The sequence below is a fragment of the Streptomyces griseorubiginosus genome (assembly GCF_017614965.1).
GTDB lineage: Bacteria > Actinomycetota > Actinomycetes > Streptomycetales > Streptomycetaceae > Streptomyces > Streptomyces griseorubiginosus_B.
In genome coordinates, this window is sequence record NZ_WVUG01000045.1 from 1 (window position 1) to 16,613 (window position 16,613).

Consider the following 16,613-nt stretch of genomic DNA (forward strand, 5'->3'; position numbering starts at 1 on the left):
GGTCACGGGCCGGACCGAGGGCAGACTCAAGGACACCGCGCGGGTGATCGCCGAGCGCGGCGGGCGGGTGCACACCGTCGTCGGGGACGTGGGGGAACGGGCCGACGTCGAGCGCATGGTGGCGGAGACCGTCCGGGAGTTCGGCGGCCTCGACGTGCTCGTCAACAACGCGCAGAGCTCCGTGCAGCGCCGTCTGGAGCAGACGTCGTACGACGACGTCGAACTCGCCTACCGCAGCGGCCCGTTGGCCACCTTCCACGCCATGCGGGCGGCCCTGCCGCACCTGAGGGCGAGCCGCGGCAGCGTCGTCAACCTCGGTTCGTCGGCGGCGGTGCTGGGCGAGGCGGGGTTCGCGTCCTACGCGATGGCCAAGGAGGCCGTCCGGGGGCTGAGCCGCGTCGCCGCGCGGGAGTGGGGCCCGTACGGGATCCGGGTGAACGTCGTCTGCCCGGCCGCGCTGAGCCCGGCGGCCCAGGAGTACTTCGACGCCCATCCGGAGAAGGCCGAGCAGGTGGTGGCCGGCATCCCGCTGGGCCGCATGGGCGACCCGGAGACGGACATCGGGCGGGCGGTGGCCGCGCTGGTCAGCGAGGACATGGCCTATCTGACCGGTGCCACGCTGATGCTGGAGGGCGGCCGGACCCTGATCGGCTAGGAGTGGCGCGTCAGACGACGCCCCGACCGCGCAACCCGCGGACCTGATCCTCCGTCAATCCAGCGACCTCGGCCAGCACTTCGGCGGTGTGCTCGCCCAACGCCGGCGGCGGGGCGTACCCCTCGACAGGCGTCGCCGCGAACCGGATCGGATTGGCGAGCAGCGGCAGGCGCCCCGACACCGGGTCCTCGACCTCGACCAGCATCTCCCGGTGCCGTATCTGCGGATCGGCGAAGACCTCGGGCATCTCGTTGAACGGCCCCGCGGGGACGTCGTGTTCGTCGAGCACGGCCAGCCACTCGTCCCGGGTCCGGGTGCGCATGACCGCCTCCAGCACCGGCAGGATCTCCTCGCGGTGGGCGATGCGCGCGGACGTGGTGGCGAACCGGGGGTCCTGGAGCAGGTCGGTGCGGTCGGCCGCCGCGCAGAAGGCGGCGAACTGCTTGTCGTTGCCGGCCACCAGGAAGAGCGGCTTGTCCGCGCACTGGAACGCCTGGGAGGGGATGCCGCCGTAACCGCCGTTGCCGCGCCGGGCCGGTACCTCACCGGAGACCAGGTAGTTCATCGCGAAGTGGGAGAGCGAGGCCAGTCCGCAGTCCAGCAGGGAGAGGTCGATGAACTGGCCCTCGCCCGTGACGTCCCGGTGCCGCAGGGCCGCCAGCACGGCCGTCGCGGCGTACAGGCCGGTGAGGATGTCGACCATGCTGACGCCGACCTTCATCGGTTCGTCGGGGTGCCCGGAGACGCTCATCATCCCCGACATGGCCTGGAAGATGCCGTCGTAGCCCGGGCGTTCGGCGTACGGACCGGTCTGGCCGAAGCCCGTCACCGAGAGGTAGACGAGCCGGGGGTTCAGCTCCCGCAGGCTCTCCGCGTCGAGGCCGTACTTCGCCAGCGTGCCCGTGCGGAAGTTCTCGACCAGCACGTCCGACCGGGCGGCGAGGGCACGGATCACCTCCTGCCCCTCGGCGGTGGCGTGGTTGACGGTGACCGACCGCTTGTTGCGGTTGCAGGAGAGGTAGAAGGCGGCGGTGTCCGTGCCGGGGGCGAACGGCGGGCCGTACGTCCGGGAGTCGTCACCCGTACCGGGCCGTTCCACCTTGATCACCTCGGCGCCCAGGTCGGCCAGCAGCTGGGTGGCCAGGGGAGCGGCGAGGACGCGGGACAGGTCCAGGACGCGGATCCCGGCCAGGGCGGTCGACGGCATCGAGGTCCCCCTCTGTTCACAGACAGCGAATGAGTTATATAAATAATACATCTGGCGGTTGAAGCGATACCCGCTTGATTGCTCAACTATTCAAATCATGTAACTATATGGATCGGCCGACCGGCCGGGACCGGAGGGCGTGCTGATGACCGTCGCGGCGAGGACCCTCACCGAACAGGAACAGCGCGAACGCCGGGTGTGGTTCCGGGCCCGCTGGGAGCGCGGAGTCGCCTTCAACCGGCACTGCCGCATCCGGGTGACCCGCTGGGACGCGGAGGCCGTGGAGATCGTGCTGCCCTACGCCGAGTCCCTCTCCGCCCACGAGGACGTCTTCCACGGCGGGGTCATCTCGGCGCTCATCGACACCGCCGGCGCCGGAGCCGTCATCGCCGGACACGACTTCACCCACGGAAGCCGGCTCAGCACCGTCACGATGTCCGTGCAGTACCTCGCCCCCGCCCGCGGCCGGGAGGCCGTCGCCCACGCGCGCTGCGTGCGGCGCGGCCGCAGGCTGCACTTCGCGGACGTCGACGTGCTGACCGACGGCCGCCTGTGCGCGCGGGGGCAGGTGGTGGTGAGCATCTCCGGGGAGCGGCCCGGCGTCGGCGACCCGATCGATCCCCTCGATCCCTCCGCTCCCCTCGACCCCATCGATCACCTCACCCCCATCGACTCCCTGACGGAGGAGTGACCGCATGACCGAGGAACCCGCCCAGGACGACCTGGTGCTGTACGAGGTCGACGAGGACGGTGTCGCCACCGTCACCCTCAACCGGCCCGAGCGCAGGAACGCCTGGAGCATCCCCATGGAGCGCCGCTTCTTCGCGCTCCTCGACGAGGCCGCGCACGACCCGGCCGTCCGGGTCGTGATCGTCACCGGCGCGGGCAAGGCCTTCTGTCCCGGCATGGACGTACAGCGCCTGGAACAGAACGCCCAGCCGGGCCAGTCCCTCAACCTCCAGGCCCGCGTCCCCATGTACAGCAGGCGCACCCTGCCCAAGCCGATGATCGCCGCCGTCAACGGCGCCTGCGCGGGCATCGGACTGGTCCAGGCACTGATCTGCGACGTCCGCTTCGCCGCCCGCGGGGCCCGTTTCACCACCGCCTTCACCCGGCGCGGTCTGGCCGGCGAGTACAACCTGCCGTACGTGCTGCCGCGCGTCGTCGGCCTGGAGAACGCGCTCGACCTGCTGCTGTCCGGCCGGGTCTTCGACGCCGACGAGGCCAAGGCCCTCGGCCTCGTCAGCCGGGTCGTCGAACCCGAGGACCTGCTGGACGCCGCCCGCGCCTACGCCCGGGACATCGCCCGCAACTGCTCCCCGCGCGCCATGGCCGTCGTACGCCACCAGGTGTACGGCGACCTGGACCGCACCTTCACCGACGCGCTGGCCCGCTCCTACTCCGCCATGGAGTTCTTCGCCGGCTCGCCCGACTTCCGGGAGGGCGTGGCGAGCTTCATGGAGAAGCGGGAGCCGAAGTTCGAGGGCCTGCCGCCGGACTTCGACCCGGACGAGGCCACCCGAGACGCGTTCCTGCCGTACTGACCGAGGAGGTTTTCGAGGATGACAGGGCAGCCGTTCCCCGTCGAGGCCGGGCACATCATGATGTTCGCCCGCGCCATCGGCGACGAACACCCCGCGTACCAGGGCGAGTCGGCCCTCGCCCCGCCCACCTTCACCATGGCGAGCGCGCACTACGACCCCGACTACCACCTGCGGCCCAAAGGGGACCAGGAGTGGTTCGGCTCCGGCGGCGGACCCGGTGTGATGGCCGAGGGCGGCGGCGGACTCCACGCCGAGCAGCACTTCGAGTACCACCGCCCGGTGCGCGCCGGCGAGACGCTGTACGCGCACACCGTCCCGGGGCGCAGCTGGGAGAAGCAGGGCCGCAGCGGCCGGCTGCTGTTCAGCGAGCGCGTCACCGAGTACCGGGACGCCGACGGGCAGCCGGTGGTCAGCTCCGTGACCGTCGCCGTCGTGCCCGAGGGCCCCGCCACCCCGAAGGATGCCCGATGAGCCTGAGCAGCAGTGACATCAAGGTCGGCGAGACCCGCGAGAGCGTCCTCGTCGAGGACCTGAAGCGGACCCGGATCGTGCAGTACGCGGGCGCCTCCGGGGACTTCAACCCCCTGCACACCGACGAGCGGTTCGCCGTCGAGGCGGCGGGATACCCCGGTGTCTTCGCCCACGGCATGCTCACGATGGGCATGACCGGCCGGGTTCTGACCGACTGGGTCGGCCCCGAGTCGCTGCTGCGCTACGGCGTGCGCTTCAAGGCGCAGGTCTGGCCCGGCGACACCCTGACCGCCACGGCCACCGTCGAGGCGGTCGAGGACACACCGGACGGCCCGGTCGCCCGCTTCTCCCTGCGCACGGTCAACCAGGACGGCGTCGAGGTGGTCACCGGCACCGCGACGGCCCGCCTGGACCCCTGATCCGGTGACCGCCACACAGCAGTCCGGGCAGGCGGCCACCGTGCGGCGGTCCGGGCCGGAGGCCACCTGGAGCGCCATGGTGAGCCGCGCCTACGACCACGATCGCCCCGCCGTCCGGTTCGGTGACCTGGTCTGGAGTGGCCGCGAGCTGCTCGATCGGGCCGGTGGGGCGGGTGACTGGCTGGACGGGCTCGGGCTGGAGCCCGGCGCCCCCGTCCCGGCGCTGGTCGCCACCTCCGCCGACGCCCTCGCGCTGGTGATCGGCGGGGCCGGTTCCGGGCACCCGCTCGCGCCGCTCGGCGTCCGGATGACCGCGCACGAGATCGCCGCCGTGGTCAAGGGGATGCCGGCCCGGGTCCTGCTGGCGCAGCCCGAGTTCGCCGACCTCGCCGGACAGGTCGCCGAGCTGTCCGGCCGGATGTTCGCCATCGTGCCCGAACTGGACAGCAAAGCACGGGCGTTGGCGGCCGGACCCGATCAACTCGCCGCCGTCCTGCACACCTCCGGCACCACCGGCCTGCCCAAACCCGTTCCCATGAGCCAGCGGCGGCTGGCCGCCCGGGCCCGGGTCAACGGGCGGCTGTGCGGGCTCGACCCCGACAGCTTCTACGGCGGCAGCGCCCCCTTCCACCACATCGCGGGCCTCGGCAACATCGCCGTCGCCCTCGCCGCCGGCGCGCTGGTCACCGGCCTGCCCCGCTTCAGCGTCGAGGGCTGGACCTTGTTGCGGGACCTCGGCACCACCCACACCAGCATGGTCCCGGCGATGCTGGAGACCCTGCTGGCCGCGGGCGAGGCACGCCACCCGAGCCTGCGGACCCTCCAGTACGGGGGTGCGCCCGTGCGTCCCGGCACCCTGCGGCGGACGTACGAGGCGATGCCCGGCGTCCGCATGCTCAACATGTTCGGACAGACGGAGGGTTCGCCGATCAGCGTGCTCACTCCCGAGGACCACCGGGACGCGGTGGCGGGGCGCGCCGAGTTGCTGCGTTCGGTGGGCCGGCCCGCCCCCGGCGTCGAGGTGAGGGTCGACCGTGCCGGACCGGACGGTGTCGGCGAGATCCACGCCCGCGCCGGCCATTTCTTCCGCGTCGACGCCGAGGGCTGGCTGCACAGCGGTGACCTGGGCCGGATCGCCGACGACGGCTACCTCTACCTCCTCGGCCGTCGCACCGACATGATCATCCGGGGTGGTGAGAACGTCCATCCGCTGGAGGTCGAGACGGTCCTGACCGCGCATCCCGGTGTGGCGGACGCGGCGGTGACCGGCGTGCCCGACGACCGGCTCGGTCAGACGGTCGTCGCCTTCGTCGTGCCGGCCGACCCCGGTGCCCCGCCCGATCCGGCGGCGCTCAGAAGCCATACCCGGGCCCGGCTGTCCGGGTTCAAGGTCCCGGTGCGCTGGTGGTTCGTGGAGGACCTGCCGCGCAACGCCAACGGCAAGGTCGTACGCCGTGACCTGCGGGAGCCGTACGAAGGAGAAACCCATGCCTGAGCCCGTCGACCCGAACCGCCTCGACACACTCCTGGACCGGATCCGGCGGGAGGTCGAGCACGGCCCCCTGCCGTCCGCGCAGGTCGCCGTCGCCCACGACGGGCGGCTGGTGGCCTTCGAGACCTACGGCGACGCCCACCCCGGCACCCGGTACGTCCTGCAGTCCGTCGGACGGTCGATCGTCGCCGGTGCGGTGTGGAAGCTGATCGGCGACGGGCTTCTGGACGTCGGTGAGCAAGTGGCCGCGATCATCCCGGAGTTCGCGCCCAACGGGAAGGAGGCGGTGACCGTCGAGCAGGTGCTCACGCACACCGCCGGGTTCCCCTTCGCGCCCCTCGGGCTCTCCAAGGCGCTGGACCGCGAGCAGCGGCTCGCCGCCTTCGGACGCTGGCGGCTCGACTACCCGCCCGGCAGCCGCTTCCAGTTCCATCTCACCTCCGCCGCCTGGCTGATCGCCGAGATCGTCGAACGGCGTACGGGTCTGGCCTTCGCCGACTACCTGCGCGAACGGATCGTGGAGCCGCTGGGGTTGTCGTCGATCGAGCTCGGCGTGCCCGTGGACCGGCAGCCGGGCTCCGTGGCCCCGATGCTCGCCACCGACCGCACGGACGACTCGCAGGAGCCCGACCCGTGGGGGCCGTGGTACCTGTCCGACCCGAAGGTCCTGGCGGCCGGAGAGCCCAGTCACGCGCTGGTCGCCACCGCCGCCGACGTGGCCCTGTACTTCCAGGCACTGTTCCACTCCGGCCTGTGGAAGCCGGAGGCGGTCGCGGAGGGCATTCGCATCCGGTTCACCGACCACCCGCACGGGGAGCGGATCTACGGGGGCGGCGGAGGACGTCGTACGAGCATGGGGCTGTTCGTGACCGTGGCAGGCCCCGACGCCGGCAGCAACCTGCCGTCGGCCGGCTCGCCCGCGCTCTTCGGCAGCGCCGGAGCCGCCTACCAACTGGGCTTCATGGACCCGGAGTCGGGCCTGTCCTTCGCCTGCCTGTGCAACGGCTACCCGCTCGCCGGCTACGACCACTCCCCGCACGGCACCGCCCTGCTCGACGACATCGCGAACCTGGCGGCGGGCCTGGCCGGTTAGGGGTCTTGCCCTGCCGGCCGGGCCCGCCGCCAGGCGGGGTCCTGCGAGGCTCAGCGGCTGATCAGCTGCTGGGCGTTGTTGAACATGATGTCGTCCTGCGCGGACTCGTCGAGTTCCGCGATCAGCTTGCGGAAGTCGGCCGGGGCGGCGAGGCCCTCCGCGTGCGGGAAGTCCGAGCCCATGACGATGGACTCGTGGTAGCCCAGCCGCCGGACGACGTCCACGATGTCGTCCTCCGGGTAGGGCACCACCCGGACGTGCTTGCGGAAGACCTGGCTGGGGCGCTCGTCCAGCTGCCCGCCGACCCAGGGGCCGTTGCGGCCCATGCCCCGGCTCTTGTCCATGTGGCGCACGAAGTGCGGCACCCACTCGGAGCCGAACTCGGAGACCAGGATGTTGATGTCCGGGAAGCGCCCGAAGAGGTTGTCGAAGATCAGCGCGGACAGCGTCTCCTCGATGGGACGCTGGCCGTAGGTGTTCTGCCACTGCCAGGCCGACATCCGGAAGTGGATCGGGTTCGGGTCGAAGCCCCAGGAGGGGGCGACCTGCGAGTTGTAGTAGAACTCGCTGATGTGGTAGCAGACGCTCGCCTTGGCCTCGTTGACCAGCTTCCAGAACGGGTCGAAGTACGGGTCGCCCGGCGAGCGGCCGTAGACCGGTCCGGTGGGCAGCAGGATGAAGCGGGCGCCCTGCTCCAGGACGTACTCCAACTCCTTGACGGCGCTGGGCAGATCGCGCAGGGAGAGCAGGGCCGGGGCGTAGATGCGGCCCTGGTGGTTGAAGCCCCACACCTCGTTCATGTAGCGGTTGAACGAGTGGTAGTTGGCGTACAGCGGCTCGACGCCCTTGACGTACTCCTCGGCCACCAGCGCCCAGCCGCCCGGATACATGATCGTCTGGTCCAGGCCCTGCTCGTCCATGACCCGCAGCCGTGACTCGCGGTTCTGGTAGGACTCGTGCATCGGCTCGAACTGGTACGTCTCCTCCGGATTGCCCGAGGCCATCGCCTTGAGCATCTCCTTCAGCGAGCCCGGACGGTAGACCTGCCCGAACTCGGGCTCCAGGCACACGACGATGCGGTCCCCGGCGAGGATCACCTCCCGCCCGTCCGGCAGGGTCACCGGTGCGACCGCCGCACCGAGGAACTCCTTGGGGAGGTAGCGGGTGAAGGAGTCCCGCTCCTCGTACATGTGCTGGTCGCAGTCGAAGATGCGCTTGCGGTGTTCGGCCATGGCCGTCGCCTCCGGACCCCAGGTTCTGTTCAATGCAGCGTATTCAGTGCTCCTTCTATAATTATCTAACTGTTTCTCGGAGGCAAGGGGTTGTCCCGGACGGACTCGTCCGGGCGGCCCGGCGGATCAGTCGATGAGCTCCAGCACCGTCTTGGGGCCGGCGGCGTTCACCACGTCGTCCGCGCTGGAGATGTGCCGCTGCCAGAGCTTCTCCGCCTCGTCCGCCTTGCCGGACTCGATCAGGCCGATGAGCCGCACATGCGCCCGGTGGCCCTTGAGGGCCTGCGCCTTCTGGGTCTCGGCGTCCGTGGCGGCCGCGGTGTAGGAGGCGTTGGCCCGGTCGATGATGTTGCGCACCATGCCGCACAGCAGGATCAGGGTCTGGTTGCCGGTGAGCTCGACCAGCAGGGCGTGGAAGGCGTCCTGTGCCTCGACCAGGGCCAGCGGGTCGTCCAGGACCGCCTTCTCGGCGGCGACCGCCTCCCGCAGGCGGTCGATGTCGGCCGCGGTGTGCTTCGCGGCGAGCTGGCGGGCGCAGGGCGGCTCGATGAGCGCCGCCGCGCGGTAGAGGTCGCCCAGTGTGGCGCCGCGGTACTCGAGGATCAGGCCGGCGAAACGGGCGGCGACGTCCGCGTCGGGCGCGCTGACCCGGGCGCCGCCGTGGGCGCCGCGACGCACCGTGATCAGGGACTCCGACTCCAGGACGCGGAAGGCCTCGCGCAGGGTCGGCCGTGAGATGCCGAACTGCTCCATCAGTCCCGACTCGGGCGGCAGCGCGTCCCCCGGCTTCAGTTCGCCCCGGACGATCTGGCGGCGCAGGTGCCCGGCGACCAGCTCGGCGGTCTTCGGTACCCGTACCTGGCGTCCGACGCGGCTGCGGGCGGGGGCGGGCACGGCCGCCGTTTCACTTGCGCGGGCTGCCTCGGCCACGGTGGGCTCCTCATATAGCAAAATGAATCGTCTTAGTGCATCGAGGGTACCAGGTCAAGGGATGCTTGATCATGTCTTCGTCCGACCCGGTCTGGCGCCGGTGCCACTCCGTGGGATATAGATGATTCATCTATCTATTAAGCGTCTCCGGCCCGTGGGAGTGACCTCGATGACCGAGCAGGCGACCCCGGTGATCCTCACCGAACTCACCGACGACGGGGTCATGATCCTCACCCTGAACCGGCCGGAGCGGCACAACGCCTGGACGCTGGAGATGGAGCTTCTCTACAACGAGCTGTTCGACCGGGCGGAGACGGATCCGCGGGTGCGGGCGGTGGTGCTGACCGGCGCCGGACGCAGCTTCTGTCCCGGTATGGACATGAGCGTGCTGGACGGGGCCTCCTCCGGCGCCCGGCCCTGGCCCACCGGACAGCTGCCTCCGCGCACCCGCCCCATGACCTTTCCCAAGCCCGTGGTGGCGGCCGTCAACGGTGCCTGCGCGGGCATCGGGTTCAACCAGGCGGTGATGTGCGACGTCCGGTTCGCCGTGCCGCAGGCCAAGTTCGCCGCCGCCTTCAGCGCCCGCGGACTGGTGGCCGAGGACGGGGTCTCCTGGATCCTGCCCCGGCTCGTGGGCCACGGCAACGCCGCCGACCTGCTGCTGTCCTCGCGCCGGATCACCGGAACGGAGGCCCTGGCGATGGGCCTGGTCAACCGCCTGGTCGAGCCCGAAGACCTGCTCCCCGAGGCCCTCGCCTACGCCACCGGGCTGGCCCGATCGGCGAGTCCGTACGCGATGTCCCTCATCAAGCGGCAGCTCGCCGACGACCAGGCGCGCACCTTCGCCGAGAGCAGTGAGCGGGCGGCGGAGCTGCTGGCGGTGGCCAAGCGTGCCCCGGACTACCGGGAGGGCGTGCTCAGCTTCATCGAGCGCCGCCCACCGGCCTTCCCCGCGCTGGGGGAGGACGCGTCGCAGCTGGAGGGGACCTCGTCATGACCCGGACCGAACTGCCGTTGCACCGCCGCACGATCACGGTCACCGCCTTCGAGGAGGGTGCCGGCGAGATCTCGGTCGAGGCGGAACTGCGCGACGAGCGCCCCTGGGAGCGGCCGCCGGGCGGCACCGTCCACCGCATGGTGCTGGCGGTGCGGGTGCGGCTCGCGGACATGGTGGTCGTGGCGGCCGAGGCCGGCATGAAGGACTTCCCGCACGCCGAGTGCCCGCGGATCGCGCCCGCCTTCGACGGTCTCGTCGGGCTCAGCGTGGCCGGCGGCTACAACCGGGCCATCCAGGAGCGGTTCCGGGGCGTGTCCGGCTGTACCCACCTGTACGAACTGACCCGCGCGCTCGGGCCGGCCGTCGTCCAGGCCGCCATCTCGGCCCGCAACCGCGCGGGCGGCCCGGCCTCCCACGACCCGCGCGCCACCTCCTGGGTGCTGAACAGCTGCCACGTCTGGGCGCCGGACGGGGTGGGCCTGCGCAAGATCGAGGCGGGCTGGACGCCGGGCCCCGGTCCGCGTCCGGTCCCGGAGCTCGGCGTCTTCGAGGCGTCTAGGGACTCGTGAGCCGGGGCTCGCGCGGCAGCCCCAGCACCTTCTCCGCGAGGATGTTGCGCTGCACCTGCGAGGTGCCCGCGTAGATCGTGCCGGAGCGGGCGATCAGATACGTCGTCGACCAGGACGCGGAGGAGTTCGCCGCGCCGGGGTCGTCCGTGCGGTACGTGCGCAGGGGCGGCCGGCCGACCGGCACCTGGCCGTGCATGCCCATGATGTCCATCGCCAGATCGGTGACCTCGGTGTGGTACTCGCTCCAGTACAGCTTGGCGATCGAGGACTCGGGACCCGGCTCGGCGCCCTTGAGCCAGCCGGTCAGGATCCGGTAGCCCAGGCAGCGCATGATCTCGACCTTGGACCAGCACCAGGCGATCCGCTGCCGGATCACCGGGTCCCGGTCCTTGCCGTACTGTCGCGCGAGGTCCACGAGGCGTTCCACCTCGGCCCGGAACAGGATCGGGTTGGTCGCCGCCTCCTCCCCGCGCTCGACGCCCAGCAGGCTCTGGGCGACCGTCCAGCCGTTGTCGACACCGCCGACCACGAGGTCGGCGCGGGTGCGGGCGGCGTCGAAGAAGACCTCGTTGAAGTGCAGCTGCCCGCTCATCATGCGGAAGGGCCGTACGTCGACGCCGGGTTGGTCGAGCGGGACCAGCAGGAAGGAGATGCCCCGGTGCTTGGGGGCCTCGGGGTTCGTCCGCGCCAGGACGAAGATCCAGTCGCTGTGGTGGGCGCCGGAGGTCCACACCTTCTGGCCGTCGATCACCCACTCGTCGCCGTCGCGCACGGCCCGGGTCTTGAGAGAGGCCAGATCGGAGCCCGCGTCCGGCTCGGAGTACCCCTGGCACCAGGTGTCCTCACCGCTGAGGATGCGGGGCAGGAAACGGCTCTTCTGCTCCTCGGTGCCCCAGCGCAGCAGCGTGTTCGCCAGCATCTTCACGCCGAAGGTGTCCTGCGGCAGCCCGAACGGCACCCCCGCCCGCGCGAGCTCCTCCATCAGGACGACCTGGTGCAGCTTGGACAGGCCACGGCCGCCGTACTCCTCGGGCCAGGTCAACGACAGATAGCCGCGCTCGACGAGCCGCCGGCGCCAGGTGCGGGCGAAGGTCCAGGCGGCCTCCTCGTCCAGGGCGCCGATGCCGCTCCAGCCGGCCGGCAGCGACGCGCCGAGGAAGGCCCTGACCTCCGCGCGGAAGGTCTCCGTCTCCGGGGGATAGCTGATGTCCACCTGCGTGCACTCCTCGTCCGGCGCCGCCCGCACAGCTGATCGCTGTATTGATTGTTTCAGCATAATAGGTTATCTATTTAACGCGGAAGAGACGTGAAGAGGTTCGAGTCGGAAGCGGGCTGACATGGGACTGCTGGACGGCCGGAACGCGGTGATCACCGGCGGCGCACAGGGCATCGGCTTCGAGATCGCCGGCGTCCTCGGCGGCGCGGGCGCGAGTGTCGTCCTCGGCGACATCGACGAGGACGCCGCGGCCGACGCCGCGAAACGCCTCGCCGACCAGGGCGTGGCCGCCACCTCGCTGCGCTGCGACGTCACCGACGAGGACGAGGTCGCCGCCCTCGTGGCGCACTGCGCCGACACCTTCGGCCCGCTCGGCGTCATGGTCAACAACGCCGGCATCACCCGGGACGCGACCCTGCGCAAGATGCCCCTCGCCGACTTCCGCGCCGTCCTCGACGTGCACCTCACCGGTGCCTGGAACGGCACCCGGTACGCCGCCGAGGCGATGCGCGCGCACGGGCGGGGCGGCAGCATCGTCAACATCTCCTCCATCGCCGGCAAGGTCGGCAACTTCGGCCAGACCAACTACAGCGCCGCCAAGGCCGGCCTGGTCGGCCTGACCAAGGCGTCCGCCAAGGAGCTCGCGAAGGCGGGCGTCCGCGTCAACGCCGTACAGCCCGGCCTGATCCGTACCGCCATGACCGAGGCGATGCCCCGGGCCGCCTGGGACGCGAAGCTCGCCGAGATCCCCCTGGGCCGCGCGGGCGAACCCGCCGAGGTCGCCCAGACCGTCCTCTTCCTCGCCTCCGACATGGCGAGCTACATCACCGGGGCCGTGGTCGAGGTGACCGGCGGCCGGTACATGTGAGCCCGCCGAACCCGCTGACGAAAGGCATGACCGATGCGTGACGCGGTGATCTGCGAACCGATCCGGACCCCGGTCGGCGGCTACGGCGGAGCCTTCCGCGACGTCACCGCGGCCGAACTCGCCGCCACCGTCGTCCGGGCCCTGCTGGAGCGCACCGGAATCCCGCCCACGGCCGTCGACGACGTGCTCCTGGGCCAGTGCTACCCCAACGGCGAGGCCCCCGCCATCGGCCGCGTGGCGGCACTGGACGCCGGACTCCCCGTGGAGGTGCCCGGGCTCCAGATCGACCGCCGCTGCGGCTCCGGACTGCAGGCGGTCATCACCGCCGCGATGCAGGTGCAGACGGGCGCGAGCGACCTCGTGCTCGCCGGGGGCGTCGAGTCCATGAGCCGGGCCGAGTTCTACACCACCGACGTCCGCTGGGGGGTGCGCGGCGCGGGCACCACCCTGCACGACCGGCTGGCCCGGGGCCGGGTCACCTCCGGCGGTGTCAACCACCCCGTCCCCGGGGGGATGCTGGAGACCGCCGAGAACCTGCGCCGCGCGTACGGCATCCCGCGCGAGGAACAGGACGAACTGGCCCTGCGCAGCCACCAGAAGGCGGTCGCCGCCCAGAAGGAGGGCCGGTTCACCGACGAGATCGTGCCGGTCGCCGTGCGGACCCGGAGGGGCGCGACGGTGGTCGACACCGACGAACACCCGCGCGCCGACTCCTCGTTGGAAAAGCTCGCCGGGCTGCGACCGGTGCTCGGCCGCCAGGACCCGGAGGCCACCGTCACGGCCGGAAACGCCAGCGGCCAGAACGACGGCGCCGCGCTCTGCGTGGTCACCCACCCCGAACGCGCCGCCGAACTCGGCCTGCGCCCGCTGGGCCGCCTGGTCTCCTGGGCCGTCGTGGGCGTGCCACCCGAGACGATGGGCATCGGACCCGTGCCCGCCACGGCCCGGGCCCTGGAGCGCGCGGATCTGAAGCTCGCCGACATGGACCTGATCGAACTCAACGAGGCCTTCGCCGCGCAGGTCCTCGCCTGCACCCGCGAATGGGCCCTCACCGAGGCCGACTTCGAGCGGCTGAACGTCAACGGCTCCGGCATCTCGCTGGGCCACCCCGTCGGCGCAACCGGCGGCCGCATCCTCGCCACCCTGCTGCGCGAACTCGACCGCCGCCAGGCCCGCTACGGCCTGGAGACCATGTGCCTCGGCGGCGGCCAGGGCCTGGCAGCCATCTTCGAACGCACCGGCAACGCCACTGGAGGACGCTGACATGGCCGGACTGATCGCCTACGGCGCCCATGTGCCGTACCACCGCCTGGCCCGCGCCGATGTCGCCGCCACCCTCGGGACGGCGCCCGGACGCGGCACCCGCGCGGTCGCGGGCTACGACGAGGACACCACGTCCATGGCCGTCGAGGCGGCCCGCACCGCCCTCGCCCGCGACGGGCTGCGCGCCCGCATCGGCCAGCTCTTCCTCGCCACCGCGGCGCCCGCCTACCTCGACAAGACCAACGCGACCGCCGTGCACGCCGCGCTCCGCCTCGACGAGCACGTCCTCGCCGCCGACATGGCGGGCTCGGTCCGCTCCGGCCTCGGCGCGCTGGTCACCGCCGCCCGCTCCCCGATCCCCACCCTGGCCGTCCTGTCCGACCTGCGCACCGGCCTGCCCGGCGGCGCCGAGGAGGTCCAGGGCGGCGACGGCGCGGCGGCGTTCGTCTTCGGCGGCCACCGCAACGGAGCGCCGGTCATCGCGGAGCTGCTGGCCCACGACACCGTCAGCGACGAACTCCTCGACCGCTGGCGGCTGCCGGGCGCCCCCGCCTCCCGCGTCTGGGAGGAACGCTTCGCCGAGGAGATCTACGTCTCCCTCGCCGACAAGGCCCTGAGCGCCGCCCTCGACCAGGCGGGACTGGACCGGGGCGCCGTCGACCACCTCGTCGTCTCGGGCCTGCACGCGCGAGCCTGTGCGACCCTACGGCGGAGCGCCGGCACCCGCCCCGAGGCGGCGGTCCCGGACCTCACCGACGCCATCGGCAACGCCGGCACCGCCCAGCCCGGCCTGCTCCTCGCCGACGTCCTCGACCGCGCGGCGCCCGGCGAGGTCATCGCCCTCGTCGTGCTCGGCGACGGCGCCGGAGTCCTGCTGCTGCGCACCACCGACGCGCTGCCGGCCCACCGCAGCGCCCGCCCGGTCGCCGCGCAGATCGCCGCGGGCAGCGCCCCGATGCCGTACACCACCTACCTCTCCTGGCGCGGCCTGCTCGACCGCGAACCGCCCCGCCGCCCGGACCCCGAGCCGCCGTACGCCCCGCCCGCGCACCGGCGCACCGCCTGGAAGTACGGCTTCGTCGCGGCCCGTTGCGAGAAGTGCGGCACCCGCCAGCTGCCGCCGGACCGGGTGTGCGCCGGCTGCCACAGCGTCGACGCCATGGCCGACGAGCCGATGGAACACGTACGCGGCACGGTCGCCACGTTCACCGTCGACCGGCTGGCCCACACGCCCAGCCCGCCCATGCTCGTCGTGGTCGTCGACTACGACGGCGGCGGACGCTTCCGCTGCCAGCTCACCGACGCCACCGAGGCCGACGCCGTCATCGGCGCCCGGGTGGAGATGACCTTCCGGCGCACGGTCACCGCGTCCGGCATCCACAACTACTTCTGGAAGGCCCGCCCGGTGCGCACCGGCGAGACCGAGGGGACACAGGGATGAGCTCACACGGAATCCGGGACCGGGTCGCGATCGTCGGCATGGGCTGCACGCCCTTCGGCGAGCACTGGACCCGGTCGGCCGACGACCTGCTGGTCGACGCGGTGGGGGAGGCGGTGACCTCGGCCGGGGTCACCCTCGACGACGTCGACGCGTTCTGGTTCGGCACCCAGGCCTCCGGCGTCTCCGGCCTGACCCTCAGCCGCGCCCTGCGGCTGCCGAACAAGCCGGTCACCCGCGTCGAGAACATGTGCGCCACCGGCTCGGAGGCCCTGCGCAACGCCTGCTACGCCGTCGCCTCCGGCGCCTACGACGTGGCCATGGCGGTCGGCGTGGAGAAGCTCAAGGACTCCGGCATGTCCGGGCTGTCCGGGACCGCGATCCCCGGCGCGGGCGACGACAGCCGCGGCGAGATCACCGCCCCCGCCAACTTCTCCCTCCTCGCCCCCGCCTACGCCGCCAAGTACGGCCTAGCGGAAGAAGAATTGAAGGACGTCATCACCCGCATCGCCTGGAAGAACCACGTCAACGGCGCCCGCAACCCCCGCGCGCAGTTCCGCAAGGAGGTGCCGCTGGACCGCATCCGCTCGGCCCCGATCGTCGCGGGCATGCTCGGCGTGTTCGACTGCTCCGGCGTCTCGGACGGCTCGGCGGCCGCGATCGTCGTACGCGCCGAGGACGCCTACCGCTACACCGACAAGCCGATCTTCGTGAAGGCGCTGTCCTTCGTCGCCGGCCCCGCGGACGGACTCCTCGACCCGGAGTACGACTTCACCACCTTCCCCGAGGTCGTCGCCTCCGCCCAGGAGGCCTACCGGCAGGCGGGCGTGAGCGACCCGCGCACCGAACTCGCGCTCGCCGAGGTCCACGACTGCTTCACGCCCACGGAGCTGGTGCTGATGGAGGACCTCGGCTTCTCCGCGCGCGGACAGGCGTGGAAGGACGTGAGCGACGGGGCGTTCGACCTCGACGGCTCGCTGCCGGTCAACCCGGACGGCGGTCTCAAGGCCTTCGGCCACCCCATCGGCGCCTCCGGGCTGCGGATGATGTTCGAGGCGTGGCTGCAACTGCGGGGCGAGGCACCCCCGGAGCGCACGGTGCCGTCCGTGGCCGAGGGGCGTTCGCTCGCCCTCACCCACAACCTCGGCGGCGGGCCCGGCGAATGCGTCTCCTTCGTGTCCATCGTCGGCAGTGAACTCACCGAGTAGGAAAGGCGGTT

17 protein-coding genes are annotated in these 16,613 nt (G+C 71.9%); 13 read left to right on the plus strand and 4 right to left on the minus strand.

The features are described 5' to 3' along the window. On the plus strand, positions 1–655 hold a 655-nt coding region (locus tag GRC12_RS11800), incomplete at its 5' end, for an SDR family NAD(P)-dependent oxidoreductase (RefSeq protein WP_208779156.1). 10 nt (positions 656–665) lie between these two features. Here the strand turns inward: GRC12_RS11800 and GRC12_RS11805 are convergent. Next, a complete protein-coding gene (locus GRC12_RS11805; protein WP_208779157.1) occupies positions 666–1,862 on the minus strand; it encodes a CaiB/BaiF CoA transferase family protein in 1,197 nt (398 codons plus the stop codon). 145 nt (positions 1,863–2,007) lie between these two features. Here GRC12_RS11805 and GRC12_RS11810 point away from each other — a divergent pair, with 145 nt between their 5' ends. The 6 genes from GRC12_RS11810 to GRC12_RS11835 are packed head-to-tail and all read left to right on the plus strand — an operon-like array spanning position 2,008 to position 6,881. Continuing rightward, positions 2,008–2,553 carry a PaaI family thioesterase gene (locus tag GRC12_RS11810; protein ID WP_208779158.1) on the plus strand — a complete coding sequence of 182 codons (546 nt, stop codon included), beginning with the start codon at positions 2,008–2,010 and terminating at the stop codon, positions 2,551–2,553. A gap of 4 nt (positions 2,554–2,557) precedes the next feature. Continuing rightward, positions 2,558–3,406 carry an enoyl-CoA hydratase-related protein gene (locus tag GRC12_RS11815; protein WP_208779159.1) on the plus strand — a complete coding sequence of 283 codons (849 nt, stop codon included), beginning with the start codon at positions 2,558–2,560 and terminating at the stop codon, positions 3,404–3,406. An 18-nt stretch (positions 3,407–3,424) separates the two neighbouring features. After that, complete coding sequence (locus GRC12_RS11820) at positions 3,425–3,877, plus strand: FAS1-like dehydratase domain-containing protein (protein ID WP_208779160.1); 453 nt, start codon at positions 3,425–3,427, stop codon at positions 3,875–3,877. Further along, positions 3,874–4,296, plus strand: a complete 423-nt coding sequence (locus GRC12_RS11825) for a MaoC family dehydratase (RefSeq protein ID WP_208779161.1) — start codon at positions 3,874–3,876, stop codon at positions 4,294–4,296. Before GRC12_RS11820 ends, GRC12_RS11825 begins: the two co-directional genes overlap by 4 nt. Positions 4,297–4,300: 4 nt before the next feature. Beyond that, positions 4,301–5,791: a class I adenylate-forming enzyme family protein gene (locus GRC12_RS11830; RefSeq protein ID WP_308286532.1), complete on the plus strand. Its 1,491-nt coding sequence runs from the start codon at positions 4,301–4,303 to the stop codon at positions 5,789–5,791. After that, entirely contained in the window at positions 5,784–6,881 is a 1,098-nt protein-coding gene (locus GRC12_RS11835) for a serine hydrolase domain-containing protein (RefSeq protein ID WP_208779162.1), read from the plus strand. The genes GRC12_RS11830 and GRC12_RS11835 overlap by 8 nt, the downstream gene beginning before the upstream one ends. Before the next feature lie 50 nt (positions 6,882–6,931). Here GRC12_RS11835 and GRC12_RS11840 read toward each other — a convergent pair whose 3' ends face one another. Both GRC12_RS11840 and GRC12_RS11845 read right to left on the minus strand, forming a co-directional pair. Continuing rightward, complete coding sequence (locus GRC12_RS11840) at positions 6,932–8,113, minus strand: amidohydrolase family protein (RefSeq protein ID WP_208779163.1); 1,182 nt, start codon at positions 8,111–8,113, stop codon at positions 6,932–6,934. 126 nt (positions 8,114–8,239) lie between these two features. Further along, complete coding sequence (locus tag GRC12_RS11845; protein ID WP_208779164.1) at positions 8,240–9,043, minus strand: FadR/GntR family transcriptional regulator; 804 nt, start codon at positions 9,041–9,043, stop codon at positions 8,240–8,242. A gap of 169 nt (positions 9,044–9,212) precedes the next feature. On the opposite strand from GRC12_RS11845, the gene GRC12_RS11850 reads away from it, so the two are divergent. Together GRC12_RS11850 and GRC12_RS11855 are read left to right on the plus strand one after the other, a co-directional pair. Further along, the gene (locus GRC12_RS11850) at positions 9,213–10,040 is read left to right on the plus strand and encodes an enoyl-CoA hydratase-related protein (protein WP_244372653.1); all 828 of its coding nucleotides are present in this window, start codon (positions 9,213–9,215) and stop codon (positions 10,038–10,040) included. Continuing rightward, positions 10,037–10,609 carry a DUF2889 domain-containing protein gene (locus GRC12_RS11855; RefSeq protein ID WP_208779166.1) on the plus strand — a complete coding sequence of 191 codons (573 nt, stop codon included), beginning with the start codon at positions 10,037–10,039 and terminating at the stop codon, positions 10,607–10,609. The genes GRC12_RS11850 and GRC12_RS11855 overlap by 4 nt, the downstream gene beginning before the upstream one ends. Here the strand turns inward: GRC12_RS11855 and GRC12_RS11860 are convergent. Then, the gene (locus tag GRC12_RS11860; protein ID WP_208779167.1) at positions 10,596–11,822 is read right to left on the minus strand and encodes an acyl-CoA dehydrogenase family protein; all 1,227 of its coding nucleotides are present in this window, start codon (positions 11,820–11,822) and stop codon (positions 10,596–10,598) included. The genes GRC12_RS11855 and GRC12_RS11860 overlap by 14 nt on opposite strands. 124 nt (positions 11,823–11,946) lie before the next feature. On the opposite strand from GRC12_RS11860, the gene fabG reads away from it, so the two are divergent. From fabG to GRC12_RS11880, 4 genes are read left to right on the plus strand one after another with little or no spacing between them, the layout of a single operon-like run. After that, entirely contained in the window at positions 11,947–12,693 is a 747-nt protein-coding gene (gene fabG / locus GRC12_RS11865) for a 3-oxoacyl-ACP reductase FabG (protein WP_208779168.1), read from the plus strand. Between the two features lie 33 nt (positions 12,694–12,726). After that, on the plus strand, positions 12,727–13,956 hold the full coding sequence (locus tag GRC12_RS11870) for an acetyl-CoA C-acetyltransferase (protein ID WP_208779169.1): 1,230 nt from the start codon (positions 12,727–12,729) through the stop codon (positions 13,954–13,956). 1 nt (position 13,957) lies between these two features. After that, entirely contained in the window at positions 13,958–15,397 is a 1,440-nt protein-coding gene (locus GRC12_RS11875; protein WP_208779170.1) for an OB-fold domain-containing protein, read from the plus strand. After that, positions 15,394–16,602, plus strand: coding sequence for an acetyl-CoA acetyltransferase (locus GRC12_RS11880; RefSeq protein WP_208779171.1), 1,209 nt, complete (start codon positions 15,394–15,396; stop codon positions 16,600–16,602). The genes GRC12_RS11875 and GRC12_RS11880 overlap by 4 nt, the downstream gene beginning before the upstream one ends. Positions 16,603–16,613 lie beyond the last annotated feature (11 nt).